Raw genomic sequence first — 22135 nt, 5'->3', positions numbered from 1 at the left:
TGAAGAATTTGTAGGCAGACCATCTCACATTTACATCAAGTAAGAATGCTTAACGAGGTAAATAAAAAAGTTAAAAAAGAGAAGCATTTAGATAGGCACAGCGATGACGAAAGACTTGCGGTACATTGCCAGAATTCCACATTGCACTAGCAATTCTAACAAAAAAACCAATTTGTTTCACTTGAGATGAGCCGGGGCCAGAACCAATGGAAATTCCCTTGAAAATAACCATCATTGGTAATTCACCCAAAATACTTTTTACTCTTCTCGTCCAGCTGGCGGTTTCTTCTATACTTATTTTATACTAAATCCAGTTATCAAAGACTGATTATCTATTTCTCTTTTGCCTTTTGCGTTTTGCCTTTTGCCTCTCCTCATAAGTAACCTATACTCAACGGATTTAGTATCAAAGGCGACATCGGAACCCTAGACGCGAAGATAGAGGGTTTAAGCTGCAAGCAGATCGAGTTAAAGTTATAGAGAACGCGACGGGGAAAACCACCGATCTCGTCGAAAAAGTCGGGGAACTGAAAAACTGGAAACAGATCGGGGTAGTAGTGATCACCGCTTCGCTCAGTTCGATCTAGTCCTAGGTTTTAAAAGTTACCCAAAAAGACAGGAAATAATTATCCCCAAAATACTCTAGGGAGTAACCTAAATAACCAACCTTAAAAAAACTCTCTGCTAAACTTGAGTCAGTAGATGCACCCTGATGAAAAAGGAGAGTCAAAGAAAGCTCTCCTTTTTTTTTGTTGAGAAAGCAATCCCGGGGGATTTAGCCGCGGTTAGCAGGTAATTTCGCCTTGCGCGCCATATCTTTGAAACCATTCAAACTTGGACCAGGGCGACGGCGAGACATACTAGGAGTAATCAAGTATTTTGTCGCAAATTCCACTTCTTGCGGCTCTACTTTACCGTTAGTGGGGGCTAAGGGGGCCGGTGCGCTCACAGGAGCGGCGGGAGTTTCTTTTGCTTGCTTTTCTTTCTTGATAGAAGTTTTTTGGGCTTTTTTCTCGGCTACAGGGGCGGCAGCAGACTCGACAGCAGCGGCGGGCGCTTCCACAACAGGGGCGGCTGCTGCCGTGGTTGCTGTTGCTTGTTGTTCACCATCGGTTTCTTTTAGTTCTAGGTAAAAGTCAGATTTTTTGCCACCAAAGAGATTTTTTAACATCGGGGATCACTCCGAGAGTTGGGAAAATGTAAAAGACTGAGTATTTTAAAATTTATCATTGACCGGGATCAGGCAGCAAACAAGATTATTGTCTTGACAATTTCTCTGCTTCATCTATTTTTCTTTGGATAATCACTACCAGAAAAAGGGTTTAAAAACAAGTTAAATTTACAAAATTTTACAAAAATTAAGGACGAGAAACCCCGACGCAAACAATGGCAAAAACTGCTAGAGACGTTGTCAGCAACGTCTCTAGATTATTTATTGGGGATTTGGTCGGATTTAGCCGGCTGCGGGTACACGGCTGCCGCTAACTCCGGGTACAGGACCACGACGAATATTGGTTTCCGTTTCGATGGGAACGAATTCAATATGATTGAGGAGGGTAGTAACAAAAGCAAAGAGTAAAAAAGGCAAAGAGAGGACGACGACTAACCCCACGGTAGCGAGGGCAAAAATTTGTCTAGTGCTACTCCAAAGAGCTAGAGTGGAAGCCAGAGTAAGAAAAATAACGATTAACCAAACGATTATTTGTCCGTAAATATCTCCGAAGGTGAGGGTGCAAACCATGCGATAGTTACGAAAATCCTTATCCATAACAGTAAACCCCTAGATAGTTAGTTATTGTTTTAGGGTAAGTCTATAATTGTCAACTTGGTCAATATTTAAAGGTTTTTATAAACACTTGTTGATAAATCTTTACAATTCTGCGCCGAGCGGGTAGCCAAATCTAGAGGTAAGAGCGGTATTGTTTGGTTGCCCTTCCGGAAAACTAAGTTGATATTATAAGAATTGCTAAGAATTGCTAAGAATTACCAAAAAACTGGCCAAAATTTTGGCGAACGCTCTTTACAATTAAGTTAGAAAGGCAAGGAGGAGCAAGCCTAATGAAAACTTTTGTTGAGCGTTATCGGTCTTGGTTTAATTGGACAACCCTAGCCATGGTTGTTCTTGGTTTCTGGTTAAGTGCCAGTTTCGTCATCGATTTAATCATTATCCCCAGCTTATCCGTAGCTGGCATGATGACACAAAATGGCTTTGCCAGTGCCGGTTACTTGCTATTTGGCATTTTTAACCATCTGGAATTAGTTTGTGCGGCGATTGTGCTGTGTAGCTTTGTTGTCTTCCACCGCTATCATACCTTAATCCATCTCCCCGAACATCGATCGCTCCTATTCGCCGGTGTTCTCTTAGTAATCACCCTAATTTACACCTATTTTCTCACTCCCAATCTGAGTGCTATGGGTTTACTGGCTCCCGTTACCGCGTCGGGAATGTCGGGAGAAATGATGTCCTTGCAGATTGGTTACTGGTTTCTAGAAGTGGTTAAAGGTTTGATAGCTTTTACCCTGTTGCGCTGGTGTTGGCGAGATGCCTTTAAGTTAGCTTAGTTGTTGATTACAAGCGGGGTTCAACCCGCTTTTTTTAGTTCTAGTGGTATAAGCCGCCTATTGGATTCATGGACGAAGAGGCACCACAACCGGCGAATCCAGGAATAGAGGTGGTAAATTTTTTACACTTCATTTAGGCAGACTAGGGCCAAAAAGAATCAAGGAAATTTTTAAACCATACTTTCAGTGAGGACAAGGATTTTCTTCAGTAATGCCGATGGGGTAGGCGAATTGACAATTGCAGACACCACTAAAGGAAAGATGGTTCTTCTCGTTTCTGTAGGGATAATTTTCTTTCCAGAAAGATAGTCTTCAAAGCCTTGCCTAGCAAGACTCCTACCAATGATAAGCAATGATTATCATACAGAGAACGCAACTTTGATAACTTGCTATCTAAGAATAAATCAGTTACAATTCTTGCAAATTAACTTCGTCTGTGAGGAAAGCTGGAAGTGTTGTTAAAAAAAGCCAAAAGAAACAGCCAGATGAGACACATATTTTCTGGAGGAATTTTCATTACCTCCTGTTTGGGTACAGCCATACTGTGCGATGGAGTGAAGGCCCTTCCTTCCCCCTTAGACATTGACGCTGCTTCTATTCGGGTATCCCAAGAAAAAATTATCATCAATTCCCCCGTGGAATTAGAGAGGACAGACAGAATTCTGACCACCAATTCCTTCTCGACAACAGAGGGATTAGCCGACAGTAATCTGCCCTCATCCTTAGAAAATAAACTAGAGAAATCTTCCCTCGATACTCTAGCAACAGAAAAGACCGGGACAATTTCAACCCTAGAAGAATGGAAGGCGAATCTAGGGACAATGCAAGCGAGTCAGCTTTTGCCGGCAGGGGGTAATAACTCTCCAGAAGTCGAAAAATGGCAAGCACAAGCATCTACCCCCGTTGATACCAATGTTTCTCCCGAATTGCAGCGTTTACGTCAAGAGTTTCTGATTGAGGAACCGCAAACCCTTTCTGCGAAACTGGCGGAAGTTGTGGTTGCCCCTGGTGCCAGTATCTCTACTCCCATCGGTTTTGGAGCAAGTCTTGGGCAGATTTTCGGTGGTTTCGGTTTCCAGTCGAGAACCCGTTTCACCAATCAAGCAGATGGTGGGTTATCCCTAGGGGGCGGTTTGGGAGACCCCCAGAAAATTGTCGGTTTAGATGTAACTCTGGCGATTTTGAGCCTTTTTGATGATAATGCTGGACGGGGTAGTTTTAGCTTTAAAATTCACCGTTCTCTGCCAGAAGGTTTTGCTGTGGCCCTAGGATTTGAAAACGCTATTAACTGGGGTGGGACAGATGGCGGTAGCAGTATCTACGGGGTGGTGAGCAAATTTTTTCAGTTAACAGAAACAACGAAAGAACCCTTTAGCCAATTGACGCTCTCTTTGGGTGTTGGTGGTGGTCGTTTTCGCTCGGAAGGAGCCATTGAAGATGGGGTAAACTCGCTCGGTGTCTTTGCTAGTGCGGGTTTACGAATTGTTGAACCTGTCTCGGCCATTGTCGAATGGTCGGGTCAAGATTTAAACGCAGGTATTTCCCTGATTCCTTTCCCGAAAATCCCCTTGACGGTTAACCTTGCGGGTGCTGATTTAACAGGCAATGCCGGGGACGGCGCTCGCTTCGTGATGAGTATCGGCTACAATTACTTTTTCCCCCGTTAGTCGGTTTTCACATTGTGTAACTTAGTTTTTTGAATGAGGATTAATACCATGTTGATGAAATGGTTGACTAATTGGCAAGTTTCCCTAGTGGCGGCGGTTTTGCTGACCAATGCCCTAGTCTCTCCTAGTATGGCGCAAACCGGCAACCAATCCGATGTCACCGGGCCGATTCTTTCCACCGGTGATTTTGCCGGTCAAACTATCCCCACCACCACCGTCACGGTGACGGGATTTCAGGGGGGAGAACCGGCTCAAATTTCTGTTAATCAAGCGGCGGCTTCTGTGAATACTCAGTTAGCTAATAATGGTTTAACCTCCCCCACGGGTACCCCGATTTCCCCAACCGTTCAGCAACCGATACTGAGCATCTTAACAGCAGATGCACAGGCGGGTAATAATATCACTGCTGTCACTGCCGCTCTTACCACTGTACCAGGCGCACCGCCTTTAAGTGTTATTCAAAACTTATTGGACGGCTTAAACGGATTAACCTCTGGTGGTGCGGTTAATCCAGCTAACTTGTTGGCGGCGGTGCAGACCTATAATGCGATGATTTTGGCCAGTAACGAAGCGTTTCTGGCAAGTCCTCCCGCAGAACTACGGGCAATTCAAGCATCCTTAGCTGCATTGGTGGAAGCCGCTCGCTAACCCGCATTTTCCCTGCTGACTTCACCATAGTCTCCTCGGATTAGAGGGCTGTGGTGAAGGCTCCACGGTGGGCGCGGTGGTTGGCTGTGAGGGGGTTAGAGAAGGGGTATTTCCTCCCCCTAAAGATTCTTGGAGCTTGTCTCGCAGTTTTTTGGCGGTATCGGAGTCAGGATTAATTTTGAGAGCTTGTTCGTAGGCGGCCAGCGCCTCTTGGTGGCGTTTCCAGTAGGTCAAGAGCAGACCTTTCCCGTACCAAGCTTGATAAAGTTGAGCATCGAGTTGCAAGGCTTTTTCATAGGCGGCATAGGCGAGGGCTAATTGTCCTAACCGCCACATTTTATTGCCTTGATTAAGCCAGTTTAGGGGATTAGTATCGTTCTTATTGGGAACTTCAAAAGCCTTGTATAATTCATCACCAATTTCTCGCAAAGATAAGGCATTGGGGGGCGAACTTTCGACATTTATCTGCCCTTGAATGCCAGACTGGGGTGCTAATTTCAAAAAAGTAGTGATGGGAATAGCGAGACTAAAGCCAATTGGCACGGGAACCTTTTCGATTTTTTCGGCTTCATTTTGTCCGTGAACCGCGATGACTCGTCCATTTATATCTAACACTGGACCGCCACTCATGCCCCCATAGGTGACACTGGTATAAACTATCTCATACCCCAACTCCGGGGGAAATATTTTCAGCAAGGGTGTAATGTCCTTGGGTAGCACTTTCCCCACATTGAACAATCGTTTCCGCTTGCCGATAAATTTCGGGTCGGGCCATCCAGAAGCAAAAATAAATTGTTCGTCAGCTACTTGATAGTTAGCCAAGGTCGCTAACTGATAATTTTGGTCGCTCTGAAACTGCACGAGAGCTAGATCTACTCCGGGTAATTTTTTGATGCTATTGTAATCGAGCGGATATTGCTTGCCATCCCAGGTAATAATTTTTAGTTGATCGTAATAGAACTTGCAGGCATCTCTAGCATCTTTACAGATTACATGACTAGCAGTAAGAACAGTATAAACCCTTCCTTCTTTGGCAATAATTGATCCAGAGCCATTAGCAGTAATTTTCCCATTCGCCCCCTCTTCTTCTGAGGGGATTAAAACGGTAATCTTTTCAGCAATTTTTTCTATCTGCTCAGTTGTTGATGCCTTAGCAATCTGAGGAGAAACCACAAACACCGCTATACTAACTAGGGCGGCGGAAATTTTCAAGAAATTGTTGCTCATCTGGTTTAAAAATACAGTTGAGTGGAATTTACCAGAGGGGTGTGGGAGCGGGATTCTTTTCTCTTGGGGTTGACGAGGATGGAGAAGGAAAATCTTCCGAGAAAGTGGGTTCTCTATGGGTGGGAAGCGATGGGGGTGACACTGCGGGCCGTTGCCGACTGGAAGCAGATGGAGAAGATGACCCCGATTTTAAAAAAGTCCCGATAGGAATCGCCCAACTTAATCGACTCATTTGTTCCCACAGTGCTGGTGAAGTCACTGTTCCATCAGCAAAAACGTAGGATTTACCCCAGAGAGGATAAGCATGAATCCCGTTAATACCAATAACTTTACCTTGCCGATTCAGCAGCGGTCCGCCACTCATGCCATTTTTAATCTTATTGGTGTAGCCGATTTGGTAGCCCCCCGAAAAGGATTTATCACTCAAAAGCGACACTTTACCAACGGTGAAGGTAAAATCAAAGGGATAGCCGGCGGCGAAAACTTCATCTCCGATAGTGAGATCATCGACATTAGCCAAATCAGCAATAGAATAAACTTGGCTACTGCGAAAAGAAACTAAGCCTAAATCATAATCATTCAAGCGAACTGTTCTGACCAACTCACCCCGATGTATCTTGCCGTCAGGGGTTTGTATTTGCCAAACCCGAGAGCGATACCGCCCTAAAACATGGTCATTCGTGAGGACTTTGTAGGAAGAACCCTGCTTTTCAACTAAAATGCCCGAACCCCAGCCTTGCCCTGATAACACCTTAACGGTAATTGCTCTGGCTAACTGAAGCAGCTGTTGTTCTGAAAGTTGCTGAGAGCTATGGGCATTGGCCTGGTTAGGTTCCAGAGCAGGAGCATAGCTTTGGACAGCAAGCAAAGGTGTGGACAGTCCCAATAATAAACTGCCCGCACCAGCCAAAATTCTTTTTATAGGCCGACTCACTTGATTACTATGCTCCTATCTATAGAACTAGAAAAGTTTACCAAACAGCGGGAGTTGGGTTGACGCAAGGAAACCCAACCTACCTTATCTATAGAACTAGAAAAGTTTACCAAGCAGAACCGCCTGATGGTTTTTGGGGCGACTGTTCGGGGGAAGTCCCCGGCGCCGGAGAAGAGGACGAACCCGTAGCGGGATTTGTTTCCACGGGAACGCTTTCTAGGAATTTGCTGAAATCGATAGTGGCAGAATCCGATGAGCTTTCAAACAAAGGACTGCTGCTGGCTCCTTGCCGGAGGCCAAATAACTGCGCAAGTTTTTGCCTCGCATCATCTCCTCTCTTGAGGGTAAATAATAGGTTAGCACTATTAGCCCGTTCTCGCCCACTACTGGAGACATAGATGACTGGTTCACCATTCAGATAGCCCGTGTTAATATTACCAATTCCGCCTGGTCGAGAGTTCAGGCTATTGAATCTTCCAGTTACTTCTTCACACCGTCGCATGGGAGTGTAACCGGAACCACTAAAATAATCAGAAGACCAACGAATCACCGCTCTGTATTCATTAGGGCCGGATTGGACAAAAGTTGTCGGAATTCCTATATAGGGACCCGTCACTGGCACAAGACACTCGAATCTTGGTTGAGCTTGGCTCGGTGATTGTAAGGTCAAGGCAGCTCCTACACCAATCAGACCAATAGTCAGAGTTTTTGTCAAAGTTTGTAATGTCATTGTTCTTATCCTAATCCTGCAAAGGGACTCTGTTACACACTTCAAAGGTAGCTGTTATTTTTCCGCAAAACAAACAAAAACAAGGCTTTTGCAACAATTCTTATTTTTTGGGATTACCCTTTCTTCAAACCACTTTAAGAGAGCAATCAGATGAGTTCGTTTACCCCAAGGCCGACCAAACTTCTAACTTACTGACCACGCGACGAATCACCTCATCGGTAAACTCACTCATGGTCATTTGGCCCCCTAAATCGGGGGTTTTTTTGCCCTCGTGAATAGTTTCAAAGACACTTTCATAAATTGCCCGAGAAGCTTTACGCGCTTCGCTAGTTTCGATATAACCTAACAAAGCTGCCGAGGCTAAAATCATCGCCATGGGATTAGCGATATTTTTGCCCTCTAAAGCCGGGGCCGTGCCGTGGGGAGCTTCTGCCATAATAGTTTTAACCGCTAGGGTCTCCTCATCAAATCCCAAAACTAAACTTTCGGCCCCGGCAATACTGCCATAGAGTTGCAAGACAAAATCGGATAATAAATCGCCATCGCGATTAAGTGCTGGAATCACCAAAGCTTCGCCGTCGGTTTGTAAAAGTAGGGCAAAAGTTGCATCAATTAACAGGGGTTGATAACGCACTTCCGGATGTCTTTGGGCTGCTGCGTCTAATTCCTCTTTAAACATCCCTTCGTAGGTGGCACTAACGGTGAATTTTGGGCCGCCAAATACCCGCGCCCCGGTTTTTTTGGCCTGTTGAAAGGTAAACTCGGCCACAGCGCGACTGGTAGCCCTAGAAATGCGCGAGGTGCGATAGGCAATTTCATCGCCGGTGGCGGTGGTTTCTCGCCATTCTTTGGCCCCGTAGGCATCGTCAACGGCCATGCGGACAATGGCAATGGGAGAATAAACACCCCCAATCGGACGAATACCGGGGATACGGCGACCGATACGGAGAATTACCTGAGAATTCATTGCTTCTCTTAAAATAGCGTTAGGACTGCCCACATCTCCTTTAATTTCTGGGGTAATAGTGGCAGCTTTGAGAGCTAATCCGGTTTTTAGAGTCGCTTCGGCGGCCTCATGAACCACTTGATTGTTACTCTGGCGACGCTGGGCTAAACTAAGATCAAAATCGGCAAAGTTAAGCGGTTGACGAATTATCGAGGGTTGTAATACTCTCAGGGCTTCTAGTAATAGTTCTTCTCCAGTTTGGTCCCCGTGCATGACCACAATGGTGGGGATATTTTCCGTCATAATTTTTGAGTTTTAATAAAAATTTTCGAGTATATGTTAATGCTTAATTGGCTGGTTAATTGGCTAAAAAAGATACTTTTTACCTTAATTAATTCTGTAATTTTATCAATCTTGTAAGTAGCTGGTTATAATTAAATTGAAGATAGATTTTGGGTTTGATCCCCCCTGCCCCCCTTGATAAGGGGGGTGCCGGTAGGCGGGGGGATCTACCCTTGATAAGGGGGGTGCCGATAGGCGGGGGGATCTACCCTTGATAAGGGGGGTTTCTGAAAGTTTTTAACACCTAGCCACTTAGAAGAAAATATATAATTAATATTATGCCCGATCGCTAATTAAATTAGCAATCGGGCAGTGGTGAGAATTAATTAACCCAAGATTTAGAAAGCTTGTTCAACTTCGGCAATTTCGGGAATCACTTCCCGGAGACGACGTTCGATGCCCATTTTTAGGGTCATGGTGGAACTGGGACAGGAACCGCAAGCGCCTTGAAGACGCAGTTTGACGACTGGCCCGTCGATTTCGACTAATTCCACGTTACCACCATCCGCCATCAGGTAGGGGCGCATTTCATCTAAAACTTGTTCGACGTTATTGGGAGTCAGTGTTAAAGACATAATCAGCCTCTGGTCAGAGATTTATTAGAGTGTAGTTACTTCGATCCTAACGCTTTTTGGGCGGGGATAACCCTTAAGATTCTAAAAGCTGTAGATTGATAAAAGTGAATTCTGTGGTGGATTTTTCGCCCCCCGCATCGATTGCGTTAATCACTTGACAGGAGGGTAAATAATAATTACCGATTTTTTCGTAGGTTTCCTTAAAGTCACGTTTTCCCTTTAATTCATCGGTTTTAGCATTGCGGAAAATGGCATTATAGCGAATAGAAATATAACCTTCTCCCGTATCGAGACTTTCCTCGGTATTAATAGTAAAAGCCATCGGTCCCATGACTCGACTGACTTGACAGATTTCCTGACCGCGGACCTTATAATTAGACCCCATCGCATCGCCGGTGACAAGAATTTCTACTGCACCGGTGGGATCATCTTGCCCGAAATTAAACTGGTTTTTGCCGTGGGAAGCCTCAAAATTGCCTCTTTTGCGGTGAGTAACGATGTCGCGCATTTGATTATAAATACTTTCTTGCACTTTCTCGTCATCAATGCCCGTTACTTCCACACTATAATCGGCATTAACTTGAATTTTGCCCGTATGGACTTCCTCTCCTTGGGTGAGGATAATATCAGCAGTGTAACCGGGGAATCCTTCATCCCAAGTGTAACGGTTTTCGTAGGCGGAGCGGAAAATATCTCGGGCGTTCGTCGTGGCTACAGTCATAATCGCTTTACTTGTGTTGATAACTCCATTTATATCATTGTCGCTGATTTTTTCGCCTCTGGCCGAGATTTCTAGAAAACTAGATGAATTTGACAACTTAGGGAAAAGTCGGCTCTCCCAGCTTTGGTGGGTAAAATGTATTCTAAGATACATTTCTCAAGAGCGAGGGGGTGGAACGAACCACAAAGACACAAAGGACACAAAGATCGATCGATCCTATGTCAATTAAACTTATCACACAGAACCTAGAAGAGCCAAAAGTCAGTTAGAATGGGTCAATGACCAGTCCCTTGCTCGATTGCCATAAATCTAAATAAGCAAAAAATAAACATGAGCAATTATGACAAAATTAAGTCCAAAAGTTACCGCAATTATTCGTTCTGGTGAACAACAAGGATATGTAGGTGAATGCGTGGAAATTTCGATTGTCACCCAGGGAAATACCTTAGATGAGGTGGTTAATAATCTCCAAGAAGCCATTTTACTGCATTTAGAGGGAGAAGACCCCAGGGAGTTCGGTCTAGTTGCCAAACCTTCTCTACAGATTATATTTGAGTTACAGCCAGAATATGCCTAAGCTGAAACAACTATCCGGCAAAGACATTATCAAAATTCTTGATCGATTTGGTTTTACTATTAACAGTCAACGAGGAAGTCACATAAAATTGCGTCGTGTCATCTCGGAGAGAAAGGAGACTTTAACTATTCCCAATCATCGGCAACTTGATCCCGGAACCTGTTACGCTATTTTTAGGCAAGCAAGTCAATATATTCCAGAATCAGAGCTTTATCCTTACTTCTATGACTTATAGAAAAGGTTAGGTAGTTGCTCGGGGCGTATCCCGATAGTATTTGATGATCAAAAAATCGGGCTAAAATAGAAAAAACTCACCCTCAGCGACCAAGGCGATGGCAGAAGAAACAGCAAAAATCAAGCTTTATCGGAAAACCTATCAACTTCCCCAACTAAATCGCCCCGATTTATTGGTTTTGCAGGATCAGATTCAAGAAAGACAGCAACTGATTAAAACTGGAAAACGGGTCCGCCATACATGGCTAGGATTAAGTAAAAAAGAAGAACCCCTCAATTTCGAGGAAACTTTTCAAGAATTAGAAAGATTAGTCGGGGATTATAACCAGTTAATCGGATTTCTCGCCGACCATAAGGATGAATACCGGCGGTTTTTCCAGTCACTGACCGAGGAAATCAAGGAGGCAGTGGCGGTTAAATGCCAGAAATTGGCAGAAACAGAGCGAAAACGCCAATCTTTGGAGAATAGCATCGGCTCGGCCGACCTGCGAGATACCCTGAGACTACAGAAACAGCAGATTTTCCGCACCGTGATTCTTGTTGGTCGCGCCAGCTTGCTTATGCTCAAGAAAATCGACCTAATCAGCGAAAGTATCCAGAAATTAGCTGAAGATCAGGATACACAAAAACAGGTTTTCTCGAAAATGATCGGCGAGTTGAACGGGTACAAACAAGTGTATCAGTTGCAGCTGGAGTTAGATAGTCTGGAAAAAGAAGCGATCGAAATGGCCAAAGTAGCCATTAATCTAGAACAATACCTAAAACCAATTATCGGGCAGTTTCAAGGCTTAATCGATCGAGTAGTGACCATTGACGGGGAACTTTCCCGCAGTGTCAGCGAAGTGGAATCCCTCGTCCAAAACATTCTCAGTTCCGAATCGGCCGTATCTTTCCGCAAAAACGAGAATCTATCGGCTAGTTTGCTCAATTTCCTCGTCACCAGCGAAGAAAAGCGCGGCCGTTTAGCGATCGCATTAGAGCGAGCCGAGCAGGAAGGATGGCAATGGACGGAAGTGGAAATCCCCGACGAGGAAATCGAACTGGAAACCGCCATTCAACGCATCAACAACCATGTAATCGAGAGAGTCGGGAATTTTAGCACCTCCGTCGTCGGTGACTCTCCTATTCCTCCCCCTTCCCAACCAAAGACACCCCCAAGCAATAAAACTCCATTTACCGAAAACCTACCCAGCATCAACAACCATGTAATCGAGAGAGTCGTGAATTTTACCACCTCTGTCGTCGGTGACTCTCCTATTCCTCCCCCTCTTCGACTGGAGACACTCCTAGGCAATAAAACCCCTTCTTCTTCATCAGATTGGATGATTGCATCTAAATCTGCTCAACCAAAGACACCCCTAGACAATAAAACTTCATTTATCGAAAACCTACCCAATCGAGTCACACTAGAGATGGTGAGCTTACCAGCAGGTGAATTTCTTATGGGATCCCCTGACAGTGATCCCGATGCTTACCAGAACGAAAAGCCTCAACACCAAGTTAAATTAAACAGTTTTGCGATTGGCAAATATCCAGTGACTCAGGCACAATATCAAGCGGTAATGGGAAAAAATCCCTCTCGGTTTAAAAATAATCGGCAAAATCCAGTAGAACAGGTTAGTTGGGAGGACGCTCAAGCCTTTTGTAAGAAATTGAGTCAAATAACCGGGAAAACCTATCGCCTACCGACGGAAGCGGAATGGGAATATGCCTGTCGTGCGGGGACTACTACTCGCTTTTATTTCGGTGATGATGCTAATCAGTTAGGAGATTACGCTTGGTATGACGGAAGTTCTCAGAAGACAACTCATCCTGTGGGTCAGAAAAAGCCCAATGCTTGGGGACTCTATGACATGAGTGGCAATGTTTTGGAGTGGTGCGAAGACAATTGGCATAATACCTATGAGAATGCGCCAAGGGATGGCAGTGCTTGGCTGATAAACGATAATGATTATTACATAGTGCGGGGCGGTTCTTGGTTCATCAATCCGTCTTTCTGCCGTTCCGCTTACCGCTACTACGACTACCGCCGCGATGTCTTCATCAACTACGGTTTTCGGGTGGTGTGCGGTGCTGGGAGGACTCTATAACCCTTTGTTCTTTTGCTCTTTTGCCCTTTGTCTCCCGCCTAAGGGCGGGTCGATTTTTTTTGAGATTTTTAATGGCTTCCATTACTGTTAATATCTCAGATGAACAGTTGAAGACTTAATTAGGGTTTGCATAGAAGATTCGATTTTCAATTTCTGTCGATGGCGTTTGGAACAAGGGGTTAAGGCTTGTGTTCGATGCCATCAAATCATTACAGATATGCCAATAATCCCAGATGATAGAGAATAGATATTTCCGAAAATTAAATATGCGTAACCTGAAACCCTTGGTAGGGACAATTCATGAATTGTCCCTACATTTTTGGAGTATAAATCATGAATTGTCCCTACATTTTTGGAGTATAAATCATGAATTGTCCCTACATTTTTGGAGTATAAATCATGAATTGTCCCTACATTTTTGGAGTATAAATCATGAATTGTCCCTACATTTTTGGAGTATAAATCATGAATTGTCCCTACATTTTTGGAGTATAAATCATGAATTGTCCCTACATTTTCGGAGTACAATTCATAAATTGTTCCTACGTTTTCGGAGATTTCTAATGATGATACAGCTAGTCTCTCTGCTATAGTACAAAAGTAGTTTAGCATGATACGCTATCTAACCTTATTGCGATCGCGTTGAACTTTTCCTATTCCCCTTGAGTTGCTTGTCTAACCTGTTCGATCTCTAATTCTAAAGCTTGTGCTATCTGTTCAAAGTTCAATCCTAATGCCAATAAACGAGGAATAGAGGCTAATTTTGCCGCTAATTCGCCTTCTTGTCGGCCTTCCTCTCTACCTTCCTCTCTACCTTCCTCTCTACCTTCTTCTAAAGCTTCCTGATACACTTTAGTTTGTTTTAAATCACTTAAACTAAACATCGCTTCTATCTCCTTTCTACTGACTTGGGGTAACTTATAAACCAAGATTGTCTCTATCAATTCTAAAAGTTCTTGCTGTTGTTTGACTTACGGTGGCACACCATAAATCATCCTCTTGCCAAACAATAACTTTAATATTCATCTTTAACTTTTTTTGTCCTTATATGTCGAAGTAATGATCGATATCAATCGGGAACCATTCCCCATCTAATACCTGTTCGAGGGAGAAAGGAGGCTCTAGAGGAATCGCGTCGCGAGTGACTGCTTTCGCTTGTATTAAAGTTTTCCGAGCGTTCGAGTAGGCTTTTTGAAAATAATCCCGCGCGTGGTTGGTGAGAGTAGTAGTTTCTAGCCACTCTCCTAGTTGAGTTCGGAAACCGGCGATTTCTCCTACCCAGTGACAGACGTTGCGTTCTCGCTCCCGTTCCGATTTGTGATAAGCTAACTTAAACAGGTGTTCGATAAGTCGGGTTAATAAACTTTCTACAGCCCGTCTGTCACTTTTCCCCATGCACTCCACTTCCTCGATCAGATTTTCCCAGTCCACCTCATCAAACTTTTTTAGCTTTAAAAGTTCGGCGGTTTTTGAAGCCCAGAGAACAAAATCCTGATCGTATAAGGCTTTCATTGATAAAGCTGTTTCTACTGCCATAGTTTCGTTCCAACTGCTCATAAAACTATGTCTTCAGCTTAACTTGACTGGCGCAAACCTTTTTAACTTTTTTGTCTTTTACTAAGCATTGTAACTCGATCTCATCAGACGTTATACAATAAATCTTGTCCCTCGATCGCATTGTCCCATGACTACCCCCTTCACTGCCGCAGAAATTGCCTCAGAAGGCATCAAACCCGAAGAATACGAAGAAATAGTCAAAAGACTGGGAAGACACCCCAACAAAGCCGAATTAGGAATGTTTGGCGTGATGTGGTCGGAACACTGCTGTTATAAAAACTCCCGGCCGCTGCTCAAACAATTCCCCACCACCGGCGAAAAAATTCTCGTCGGACCGGGGGAAAATGCCGGAGTAGTGGATTTAGGCGATGGATTGCGATTAGCCTTTAAAATCGAGTCCCATAATCATCCTTCTGCGGTGGAACCGTTCCAAGGTGCCGCTACCGGAGTCGGAGGCATCCTGCGGGATATTTTTACCATGGGGGCCCGGCCCATTGCTATCCTCAACTCCCTCCGTTTTGGTAACTTGCAAGATGCCCGCAATCATCGCATTTTTGCCGGAGTCGTGGAAGGAATAAGTCATTATGGCAATAGTGTCGGCGTTCCCACGGTGGGCGGTGAGATATACTTCGATAATGCCTACAATGGCAATCCCCTCGTTAATGCCATGGCTTTAGGGCTAATGGAAACCGAGGAAATCGTTAAATCTGGGGCAAAAGGCCTGGGAAACCCGGTTTTATACGTTGGTTCTACCACCGGCCGCGACGGTATGGGAGGAGCGAGTTTTGCCAGTGCCGAATTAACCGATAAATCTATGGATGACCGGCCCGCGGTGCAGGTGGGCGACCCTTTTCTGGAAAAATCCCTGATAGAAGCTTGTTTAGAGGCATTTAAGACCGGCGCGGTGGTGGCGGCCCAGGATATGGGGGCCGCCGGGATCACCTGTTCTACTTCCGAGATGGCAGCCAAGGGAGGGGTGGGAATTGAATTAGATCTCGATAAAATCCCCGTCCGGGAAACTGGGATGGTCCCCTACGAATATCTGCTGTCGGAATCCCAAGAAAGAATGTTATTTGTGGCAGCATCGGGACGAGAAGGCGAATTAATCGAGATTTTCCATCGTTGGGGACTTCAGGCTGTGGTCGCTGGCCAAGTAATTGCAGAACCGATCGTCCGTATATTATTTAAAGGGGAAATTGCCGCCGAAATTCCTGCCACGGCCCTAGCGGATAATACTCCGATTTATCATCGGGAATTACTAACAGAACCGCCAGAATACGCCCAAAAAGCTCAATTATGGGAAGATGCTACTATTCCTATTCCCGAATCCCATAACGAGATTTTATTAAAACTGCTCGATAGTCCCTCGATTGCCTCAAAACGCTGGGTTTATCGTCAATATGATCATCAAGTCCAGAATAACACCGTTATTCTCCCCGGGGGGGCCGATGCGGCCGTGATTCGCGTGCGTCCTCTGGGTGCTAATCCCGCAAATTCTCGGCGAGGTGTAGCGGCGACTACAGATTGTAATCCGCGATACGTTTATCTTGATCCCTATAACGGAGCTAAGTTGGCCGTGGCGGAAGCGGCCAGAAACCTTAGCTGTGTTGGGGCTGACCCCATTGCTGTCACGGATAATCTCAATTTCGGAAGTCCAGAGAATTCAATCGGTTATTGGCAATTAGCCACTGCTTGTCAGGGGATTGCCGAAGCTTGTCGGGAAATGAATACACCGGTGACTGGGGGTAATGTCTCTTTGTACAACGAAACCGTTGACGCAGCTGGCAGCCCCCAGTCTATTTATCCCACTCCCGTGATTGGGATGGTGGGATTAGTGCCGGATATCGGGCAAATTTGCGGCCAAGGTTGGCAAAAAGCGGGGGATTTAATCTATCTTTTGGGTTTTTCCTTGCCAACTATCGGCGCATCGGAATATTTAGCCGTTATTCACGGTTTGGTGACGGGAAAACCGCCGGTAATTGATTTTGAGTTAGAAAGAAAGGTACAAGCGGCCTGTCGTTGGGGAATTCGCGCCGGTTGGGTGAAATCTGCCCACGATTGCGCCGAGGGAGGTTTAGCCACTGCTCTGGCAGAATGCTGTATTAGTGGGCAGTTAGGGGCGGAAATTGACCTTTCTTGGCAGCATCAAGGCCGTTTTGACGCGGTGTTATTCGGAGAGTTAGCTAGTTGCATTATCGTCTCCGTTTCCCCCGAAAATCAGCAAGATTGGGAAGAATACCTAAAGACACAATTGGGAGACTATTGGCAAATAACCGGCAAAGTTAGCGAAAAAAGCGATAATCTTCTGATTTTTGACCGGGATAAACAACCGGCGATCGATGTTAGTCTAGAAACTATACAGCAAGTTTGGTCAAAAGCGATCGAAAGAAGGCTGTAATCTTGAGGCCGTCAGCTAGATAAGATGGCCGATTATATCGGTAAATAAAGGCTGATAGCTGATCAATAAATCGTTAAAAGAAGATTAAGATCGGTTAAGATTTTGTTACCAAAGTATTCTGCAGCCCCAACCCTCCCATGTCTAGCCATCTCGACTCATATCTATCCCTGAATCGTATCGATAAGCCTGAAGAAGCCTGTGGAGTTTTTGGACTCTATGCCCCCGAGGAAGAAGTAGCAAAACTGACCTATTTTGGACTCTATGCCCTGCAACACCGAGGACAGGAATCGGCAGGTATTGCCACCTACGACGGGGAAACGGTGCATTGTTACAAAGAAATGGGCTTAGTTTCCCAAGTTTTTAGCGAAACTGTCCTTAAAACCTTGCCGGGTACTCACGCCGTCGGTCATACTCGTTACTCTACCACCGGTTCTAGCCGTCGCGCCAATGCCCAACCTGCTGTGATCGAAACCCGTTTGGGTAAACTTTCCTTAGCACATAACGGCAATTTAGTCAATACTTTTGAGTTAAGAAATGTATTAGAAAAGCGCGGTTGTGATTTCGTCACCACCACCGACTCGGAAATGATCGCCGTCGCTATCGGTCAGGAGGTGGATAGTGGCAAGGATTGGATACAAGCGGCGATCGATGCCTTTAGCTATTGTAGCGGGGCTTACAGCCTTGTTATCGGCACACCGACGGGAATTATCGGGGCGCGGGATCCCAATGGTGTCAGACCGTTAGTAATTGGGGTTTTGCAAGAAGAAGGCAATCCCTCCCGTTATGTTTTGGCTTCGGAAACCTGCGGATTAGATATTATTGGGGCCGATTATCTGCGGGATGTGCAGCCGGGGGAATTAGTTTGGATTAGTGAAGATGGCTTATCTTCGGTGGATTGGGCCATGAAACCGGAGAAAAAATTATGCGTTTTCGAGATGATTTATTTTGCTCGTCCCGATAGCATTGTTCACGAGGAATCTTTATATACTTATCGGGTACGTTTGGGGGAACAATTAGCTAAAGAGTCGCCGGTAGAAGCAGATATGGTGATGGGAGTTCCCGATTCGGGTATTCCGGCTGCGATCGGATTTTCGCGCATTTCTGATATTCCCTACGCGGAAGGATTGATTAAAAATCGTTATGTGGGACGGACTTTTATTCAACCAACCCAACACATGAGGGAGTCGGGGATTAAGATGAAATTGAATCCTTTAAAGGATGTTTTACAGGGAAAAAGAGTTATTATTGTTGATGATTCGATCGTGCGGGGAACCACTAGCCGGAAATTAGTTAAAGCTTTACGCGATGCTGGAGCAAGAGAAGTTCACATGAGAATATCTTCTCCTCCGGTGACTCATCCCTGTTTTTATGGCATTGATACGGACAATCAAGAGCAGTTAATTGCGGCAACTAAATCGGTGGCGCAAATTCAGGCACAAATCGGGGTGGAGAGTTTAGCTTATCTCAGTCAAGATGGAATGTTAACAGCAACGAAGGAAGATCCGAAAACCTTCTGTACTGCCTGTTTTAATGGCGATTATCCGATTCCTGTACCTGATAATGTTAAGCGATCGAAGTTGATCTTAGAAACAGTTAAATAGCCTCAAGGCTAAATCCTCTGAAAACAATCGGCAATTTCTTGGGGGGTTAAAAGAGAATTAGGATAACCAGAAAGTTGTCCTAATTTTTGTGCTAATAAAACTGCTTGGGGTGGAGTTAGATAGGTTTTGGCTAAGAGATCGGTTTGATGATAAGCTTGCCGGATTGGGGCATCTAAAAGGATAGTTCCTTGACCCATAATAATTACTCTTTCGGCGTATTCTGGCATTAAATAGAGATGATGGGTGATCACAATCACCGTTTTGCCCATCTGGTGTAATTGACGACTCACCTCTAAAATTGCCTTAGCCCCTTGGTAATCTTGGCCGGTGGTGGGTTCATCAAAGACCACTATACGCGGTTCCATGGCTAAAATTGCCGCAATCACTACCCGCGCTCGATCGCCTTTCGGTAAGGAGAGAGGATGATAGGAGCGATATTCTAGCAATCCCATGGCTTCTAGACTTGCTTCCGTGCGTTGGGTGACGATTTCTGGAGAATAACCGAGATTAGTCAGGGCAAATGATACTTCTTTCTCGACAGTGGTGTTAAAAATCTGATTATCGGGATTTTGGGCTACATAACCGATCGAACGAGCTAAATCACTGACAGAAAAGCTATTGATTGAACGTCCGTCAATCATAACTTGACCGGTGGTTGCCGAGAGAAGATTGAGAAAATGCTTGACTAAAGTGCTTTTTCCTGCGCCATTTTGACCGATAATCAGCAGATATTCCCCTTCAGCAATATCGAGGGACACATCCCGCAAAGCGGTAGTACCATCGGGATAGGTATGGCAGAGATTTTTTACCCTCAGTATGGGGTTTAAGGGGTCAGAAACCGACGATAAGGGAGGGTTTGGTGTTATTTGATGGTAAAAGGACTTAAGCTCGTTTAAACGGGCAAAACCGCGGTCTAGGGTGACAGGAATGGACTCAATCGCCCCGATTTTCTGCTTGATCAAGGCAAAAGTAGTGGCCACTTGCGGGGGACGCAGGGCATTTTCCTGTAAACGTTGTACTTGGGAGTAGATCTCTGCTGGGGTTCCCATGGCTTCGATCGCACCCTCCCTTAATAGTACCAGGCGATCGGCATATTCGGCCATTTCCTCGGCCGCGTGGGAGACCATCACAATAGTGACACCGAGATGGCGATTTAATTCCTTAATGGTGGCGAAAACTTCCTGGGATCCCACCGGATCCAGTTGGGAGGTAGGTTCATCGAGAATTAACAAAGCGGGCTGAACTGCGAGGGCAGCGGCGATCGCTAATCGTTGTTTTTGTCCTCCTGATAATTCCCCCGGGGATTTTTTTTCCATTCCCTCTAACCGGACTGCCGCTAAAACTTTGGGAATACGCGCTTTAATTTCCTCTCGCGGTAGCCGTAAATTTTCTAAGGTAAAAGCGATTTCATTTTCTATCGAAGTGGCTAAAAGTTGCGTTTCGGGATCTTCAAATACTGCCCCCACATAGCGGGCCAAGGTGCTAACGGGATGGGTTAAAGTATCTAAACCGGCTACTGTTGCATAACCAAAAAAACGCCCTCCGTAAAATTGGGGGACAATACCGTTAAGAGTTAAACAGAGAGTAGTTTTTCCTGCACCTGTGGGCCCGATAATACCTAAAAATTCTCCTCGATGAATTGCTAAAGAGATATTTTTAAGCACTAGATTGGAGGATTCGGGATAAATATAGGAAACTTTCTCTAATTGGGCGATGATTTCCATTATCGGTGGGGAATAGAAGACGGGAGTGGAGTAGATAGGGAGATATTTTTCAGGGAAATTTGAATGAGGGACGCTTCTATTTTCCGCTATTTCGATCGATGAACTCGATTATCACACAGGTGGCCCACTACTCTGTGATTTATCCTGCAATTGTACCAGTTACCTCTCACCCACTCGCAGAAAAACTTAATATTTCTACTCTTGACAAATTTGCTGTAAGGTGCTAACAAAATCGGGGTAGGAAATGCCGGCCGCTTCAGCGCGATGGATAGTGGTGGGTTGACGGGAATTGAGGGCAGCGATCGCTAGACTCATGGCAATGCGATGATCGGTAAAACTGTCCACTTCCGTGCCGACTAGGCCCGTACCGCCGGTAATCTCTAAACCATCGGGTAATTCCCTTACTTTTGCCCCTAGGCGATCGAGTTGGGTGGCCATCACCGTCAGGCGATCGCTTTCCTTCACCCGTAATTCCTCGGCATCCTTGATAATTGTCGTTCCTTGGGCAAAAACCGCCGCTACTGCCAAAATCGGAATTTCATCGATCAGACGGGGTATAATCTCACCGGCGATCGTGGTTGCCTGTAGTGGACTGGATTTCACCCGCAGATCCGCCACCGGTTCCCCCGTCACCACCCGTTGATTTTCGAGGGTGATATCTGCTCCCATTGCCTGTAAAACCTGTAAAACTCCGGTTCTAGTCGGGTTTATTCCCACATTTTCGATTAATAACTCGGAATTAGGCACGATTGCCCCCGCTACCAACCAAAAGGCCGCCGAACTGATATCTCCCGGTACAATCACCGTTTGTCCAGTTAAAGTGGGATAACCCGTCACCGTGACGCTATTAGTCTCCCCATCCACCTCAATATTTGCCCCAAAAGCGCGCAGCATCCGTTCACTGTGATCGCGAGATAAAGCGGGTTCCGTGATTGTGGTTTTCCCCTCCGTTAACAGTCCTGCGAGGAGAAGACAGGATTTCACCTGTGCAGAAGCGACGGGAGAATAGTAGTGGATCGGTTGCAGAGATTCCCCAGAAACGGCTAAAGGAGCCAAAGAATTGGCTTTTCTGCCCCAAATTTGCGCCCCCATTTCTTTGAGGGGTTTCACCACCCTGGACATGGGACGCGATCGCAGGGAAGCATCACCGGTAACGACAAAAAAACGGTCCCGATGACCGGCCAATAATCCTAACATTAAGCGGATCGTCGTGCCGGAATTGCCCGCGTCGAGGATTTCTAAAGGTTCCTCAAGATTGCCTAAACCCCTACCTTTGACGATCACTTTCTCGCTGTTGAGTTGGGAAATTTCCACACCCATGGCACGAAAACAACTAGCGGTACTGCGGGGATCTTCGCCCAATAATAACCCATGAATAACGGTTTCCCCTTCGGCGATCGCCCCTAACATCAGGGAGCGATGGGATATGGATTTATCGCCTGGGATGGTGATTTTTCCCCGTAATCCCGTGATTTTGGCTGGATCGATGACTAAATCTTGATGGGATTGAAGGGGGTTAAGGGTGACAATAGACATGATCGTTAGGCAGATGAAGACAAGCTCGATCTATTTTCCCTCTTTACCTCGCCCTTTCCTTGTCAA

19 protein-coding genes and 3 pseudogenes are annotated in these 22135 nt (G+C 45.4%); 9 read left to right on the top strand and 13 right to left on the bottom strand.

Annotated features, from left to right (window positions below):
* Positions 1 to 70: 70 nt before the first annotated feature.
* Positions 71 to 220, bottom strand: a pseudogene (locus N0824_RS20645) (ISKra4 family transposase); the annotation flags it as partial.
* 185 nt (positions 221 to 405) lie between these two features.
* Between N0824_RS20645 and N0824_RS21680 the strand changes: the two are divergent.
* Positions 406 to 587, top strand: a pseudogene (locus tag N0824_RS21680) (hypothetical protein); the annotation flags it as partial.
* Between the two features lie 188 nt (positions 588 to 775).
* Here N0824_RS21680 and N0824_RS01650 read toward each other — a convergent pair.
* Positions 776 to 1171, bottom strand: coding sequence for a hypothetical protein (locus N0824_RS01650; protein ID WP_108935449.1), 396 nt, complete (start codon positions 1169 to 1171; stop codon positions 776 to 778).
* A 282-nt stretch (positions 1172 to 1453) separates the two neighbouring features.
* Positions 1454 to 1768 (bottom strand): hypothetical protein, encoded by a 315-nt coding sequence (locus N0824_RS01645; protein ID WP_002758945.1) that lies wholly within the window; start codon positions 1766 to 1768, stop codon positions 1454 to 1456.
* Positions 1769 to 2058: 290 nt separating this feature from the next.
* Between N0824_RS01645 and N0824_RS01640 the strand changes: the two genes are divergently transcribed.
* The 3 genes from N0824_RS01640 (at position 2059) to N0824_RS01630 (ending at position 4877) form a co-directional block, all read left to right on the top strand.
* Positions 2059 to 2562: a hypothetical protein gene (locus tag N0824_RS01640; RefSeq protein ID WP_002735260.1), complete on the top strand. Its 504-nt coding sequence runs from the start codon at positions 2059 to 2061 to the stop codon at positions 2560 to 2562.
* A gap of 452 nt (positions 2563 to 3014) precedes the next feature.
* Positions 3015 to 4229 carry a hypothetical protein gene (locus tag N0824_RS01635; protein WP_108935448.1) on the top strand — a complete coding sequence of 405 codons (1215 nt, stop codon included), beginning with the start codon at positions 3015 to 3017 and terminating at the stop codon, positions 4227 to 4229.
* Between the two features lie 48 nt (positions 4230 to 4277).
* Positions 4278 to 4877 (top strand): hypothetical protein, encoded by a 600-nt coding sequence (locus N0824_RS01630; RefSeq protein WP_108935447.1) that lies wholly within the window; start codon positions 4278 to 4280, stop codon positions 4875 to 4877.
* 21 nt (positions 4878 to 4898) lie between these two features.
* On the opposite strand, the gene N0824_RS01625 is transcribed toward N0824_RS01630, so the two are convergent.
* The 6 genes from N0824_RS01625 to N0824_RS01600 all read right to left on the bottom strand — a co-directional run bounded on the left by N0824_RS01625 (position 4899) and on the right by N0824_RS01600 (position 10352).
* Positions 4899 to 6104 (bottom strand): tetratricopeptide repeat-containing serine protease family protein, encoded by a 1206-nt coding sequence (locus N0824_RS01625; protein WP_066029973.1) that lies wholly within the window; start codon positions 6102 to 6104, stop codon positions 4899 to 4901.
* Between the two features lie 28 nt (positions 6105 to 6132).
* Positions 6133 to 7038 (bottom strand): serine protease, encoded by a 906-nt coding sequence (locus N0824_RS01620; protein ID WP_108935446.1) that lies wholly within the window; start codon positions 7036 to 7038, stop codon positions 6133 to 6135.
* A gap of 106 nt (positions 7039 to 7144) precedes the next feature.
* Entirely contained in the window at positions 7145 to 7768 is a 624-nt protein-coding gene (locus N0824_RS01615) for a COP23 domain-containing protein (protein ID WP_108935445.1), read from the bottom strand.
* Positions 7769 to 7928: 160 nt separating this feature from the next.
* Entirely contained in the window at positions 7929 to 9017 is a 1089-nt protein-coding gene (locus N0824_RS01610) for an isocitrate/isopropylmalate family dehydrogenase (RefSeq protein ID WP_002774283.1), read from the bottom strand.
* Positions 9018 to 9394: 377 nt separating this feature from the next.
* Positions 9395 to 9631 carry a NifU family protein gene (locus N0824_RS01605; RefSeq protein ID WP_002735229.1) on the bottom strand — a complete coding sequence of 79 codons (237 nt, stop codon included), beginning with the start codon at positions 9629 to 9631 and terminating at the stop codon, positions 9395 to 9397.
* 73 nt (positions 9632 to 9704) lie between these two features.
* The gene (locus N0824_RS01600) at positions 9705 to 10352 is read right to left on the bottom strand and encodes a DUF3386 domain-containing protein (protein WP_072927656.1); all 648 of its coding nucleotides are present in this window, start codon (positions 10350 to 10352) and stop codon (positions 9705 to 9707) included.
* A gap of 340 nt (positions 10353 to 10692) precedes the next feature.
* On the opposite strand from N0824_RS01600, the gene N0824_RS01590 reads away from it, so the two are divergent.
* The 3 genes from N0824_RS01590 (at position 10693) to N0824_RS01580 (ending at position 13253) form a co-directional block, all read left to right on the top strand.
* A complete protein-coding gene (locus tag N0824_RS01590; protein ID WP_002753114.1) occupies positions 10693 to 10929 on the top strand; it encodes a type II toxin-antitoxin system HicB family antitoxin in 237 nt (78 codons plus the stop codon).
* Positions 10922 to 11164 carry a type II toxin-antitoxin system HicA family toxin gene (locus N0824_RS01585; RefSeq protein ID WP_072927660.1) on the top strand — a complete coding sequence of 81 codons (243 nt, stop codon included), beginning with the start codon at positions 10922 to 10924 and terminating at the stop codon, positions 11162 to 11164. Before N0824_RS01590 ends, N0824_RS01585 begins: the two co-directional genes overlap by 8 nt.
* 97 nt (positions 11165 to 11261) lie before the next feature.
* Positions 11262 to 13253: a formylglycine-generating enzyme family protein gene (locus N0824_RS01580; protein WP_108935444.1), complete on the top strand. Its 1992-nt coding sequence runs from the start codon at positions 11262 to 11264 to the stop codon at positions 13251 to 13253.
* Between the two features lie 653 nt (positions 13254 to 13906).
* Here the strand turns inward: N0824_RS01580 and N0824_RS01575 are convergent.
* Both N0824_RS01575 and N0824_RS01570 read right to left on the bottom strand, forming a co-directional pair.
* Positions 13907 to 14221 (bottom strand): annotated as a pseudogene (locus tag N0824_RS01575) (Rpn family recombination-promoting nuclease/putative transposase); the annotation flags it as partial.
* Positions 14222 to 14297: 76 nt separating this feature from the next.
* Entirely contained in the window at positions 14298 to 14810 is a 513-nt protein-coding gene (locus N0824_RS01570; protein WP_233256334.1) for a DUF29 domain-containing protein, read from the bottom strand.
* Positions 14811 to 14937: 127 nt separating this feature from the next.
* Here N0824_RS01570 and purL point away from each other — a divergent pair, with 127 nt between their 5' ends.
* Together purL and purF are read left to right on the top strand one after the other, a co-directional pair.
* On the top strand, positions 14938 to 17208 hold the full coding sequence (gene purL / locus N0824_RS01565; protein WP_108935443.1) for a phosphoribosylformylglycinamidine synthase subunit PurL: 2271 nt from the start codon (positions 14938 to 14940) through the stop codon (positions 17206 to 17208).
* Between the two features lie 137 nt (positions 17209 to 17345).
* Positions 17346 to 18809, top strand: coding sequence for an amidophosphoribosyltransferase (purF, locus tag N0824_RS01560; RefSeq protein ID WP_108935442.1), 1464 nt, complete (start codon positions 17346 to 17348; stop codon positions 18807 to 18809).
* 8 nt (positions 18810 to 18817) lie between these two features.
* Here the strand turns inward: purF and N0824_RS01555 are convergent, their stop codons facing one another.
* Positions 18818 to 20533 (bottom strand): ABC transporter ATP-binding protein, encoded by a 1716-nt coding sequence (locus N0824_RS01555; RefSeq protein WP_108935441.1) that lies wholly within the window; start codon positions 20531 to 20533, stop codon positions 18818 to 18820.
* Positions 20534 to 20728: 195 nt separating this feature from the next.
* Positions 20729 to 22069 (bottom strand): 3-phosphoshikimate 1-carboxyvinyltransferase, encoded by a 1341-nt coding sequence (gene aroA / locus N0824_RS01550; protein WP_108935440.1) that lies wholly within the window; start codon positions 22067 to 22069, stop codon positions 20729 to 20731.
* Positions 22070 to 22135: the final 66 nt, after the last annotated feature.

The sequence above is a fragment of the Microcystis sp. 0824 genome, from assembly GCF_003112475.1.
GTDB classification, from domain to species: domain Bacteria; phylum Cyanobacteriota; class Cyanobacteriia; order Cyanobacteriales; family Microcystaceae; genus Microcystis; species Microcystis aeruginosa_C.
Note: the sequence above shows the minus strand (reverse complement) of the source record. Positions and strands in the feature narration are given on the sequence as shown.

Excerpts from the sequence above, each read along its gene's own strand:
- N0824_RS01650 (WP_108935449.1), bottom strand. The coding sequence starts at position 1,171 with ATGTTAAAAAATCTCTTTGGTGGCAAAAAATCTGACTTTTACCTAGAA.
- N0824_RS01645 (WP_002758945.1), bottom strand. The coding sequence starts at position 1,768 with ATGGATAAGGATTTTCGTAACTATCGCATGGTTTGCACCCTCACCTTC.
- N0824_RS01640 (WP_002735260.1), top strand. The coding sequence starts at position 2,059 with ATGAAAACTTTTGTTGAGCGTTATCGGTCTTGGTTTAATTGGACAACC.
- N0824_RS01630 (WP_108935447.1), top strand. The coding sequence starts at position 4,278 with ATGTTGATGAAATGGTTGACTAATTGGCAAGTTTCCCTAGTGGCGGCG.
- N0824_RS01625 (WP_066029973.1), bottom strand. The coding sequence starts at position 6,104 with ATGAGCAACAATTTCTTGAAAATTTCCGCCGCCCTAGTTAGTATAGCG.
- N0824_RS01615 (WP_108935445.1), bottom strand. The coding sequence starts at position 7,768 with ATGACATTACAAACTTTGACAAAAACTCTGACTATTGGTCTGATTGGT.
- N0824_RS01610 (WP_002774283.1), bottom strand. The coding sequence starts at position 9,017 with ATGACGGAAAATATCCCCACCATTGTGGTCATGCACGGGGACCAAACT.
- N0824_RS01605 (WP_002735229.1), bottom strand. The coding sequence starts at position 9,631 with ATGTCTTTAACACTGACTCCCAATAACGTCGAACAAGTTTTAGATGAA.
- N0824_RS01600 (WP_072927656.1), bottom strand. The coding sequence starts at position 10,352 with ATGACTGTAGCCACGACGAACGCCCGAGATATTTTCCGCTCCGCCTAC.
- N0824_RS01590 (WP_002753114.1), top strand. The coding sequence starts at position 10,693 with ATGACAAAATTAAGTCCAAAAGTTACCGCAATTATTCGTTCTGGTGAA.
- N0824_RS01585 (WP_072927660.1), top strand. The coding sequence starts at position 10,922 with ATGCCTAAGCTGAAACAACTATCCGGCAAAGACATTATCAAAATTCTT.
- N0824_RS01580 (WP_108935444.1), top strand. The coding sequence starts at position 11,262 with ATGGCAGAAGAAACAGCAAAAATCAAGCTTTATCGGAAAACCTATCAA.
- N0824_RS01570 (WP_233256334.1), bottom strand. The coding sequence starts at position 14,810 with ATGAGCAGTTGGAACGAAACTATGGCAGTAGAAACAGCTTTATCAATG.
- purL (WP_108935443.1), top strand. The coding sequence starts at position 14,938 with ATGACTACCCCCTTCACTGCCGCAGAAATTGCCTCAGAAGGCATCAAA.
- purF (WP_108935442.1), top strand. The coding sequence starts at position 17,346 with ATGTCTAGCCATCTCGACTCATATCTATCCCTGAATCGTATCGATAAG.
- N0824_RS01555 (WP_108935441.1), bottom strand. The coding sequence starts at position 20,533 with ATGGAAATCATCGCCCAATTAGAGAAAGTTTCCTATATTTATCCCGAA.
- aroA (WP_108935440.1), bottom strand. The coding sequence starts at position 22,069 with ATGTCTATTGTCACCCTTAACCCCCTTCAATCCCATCAAGATTTAGTC.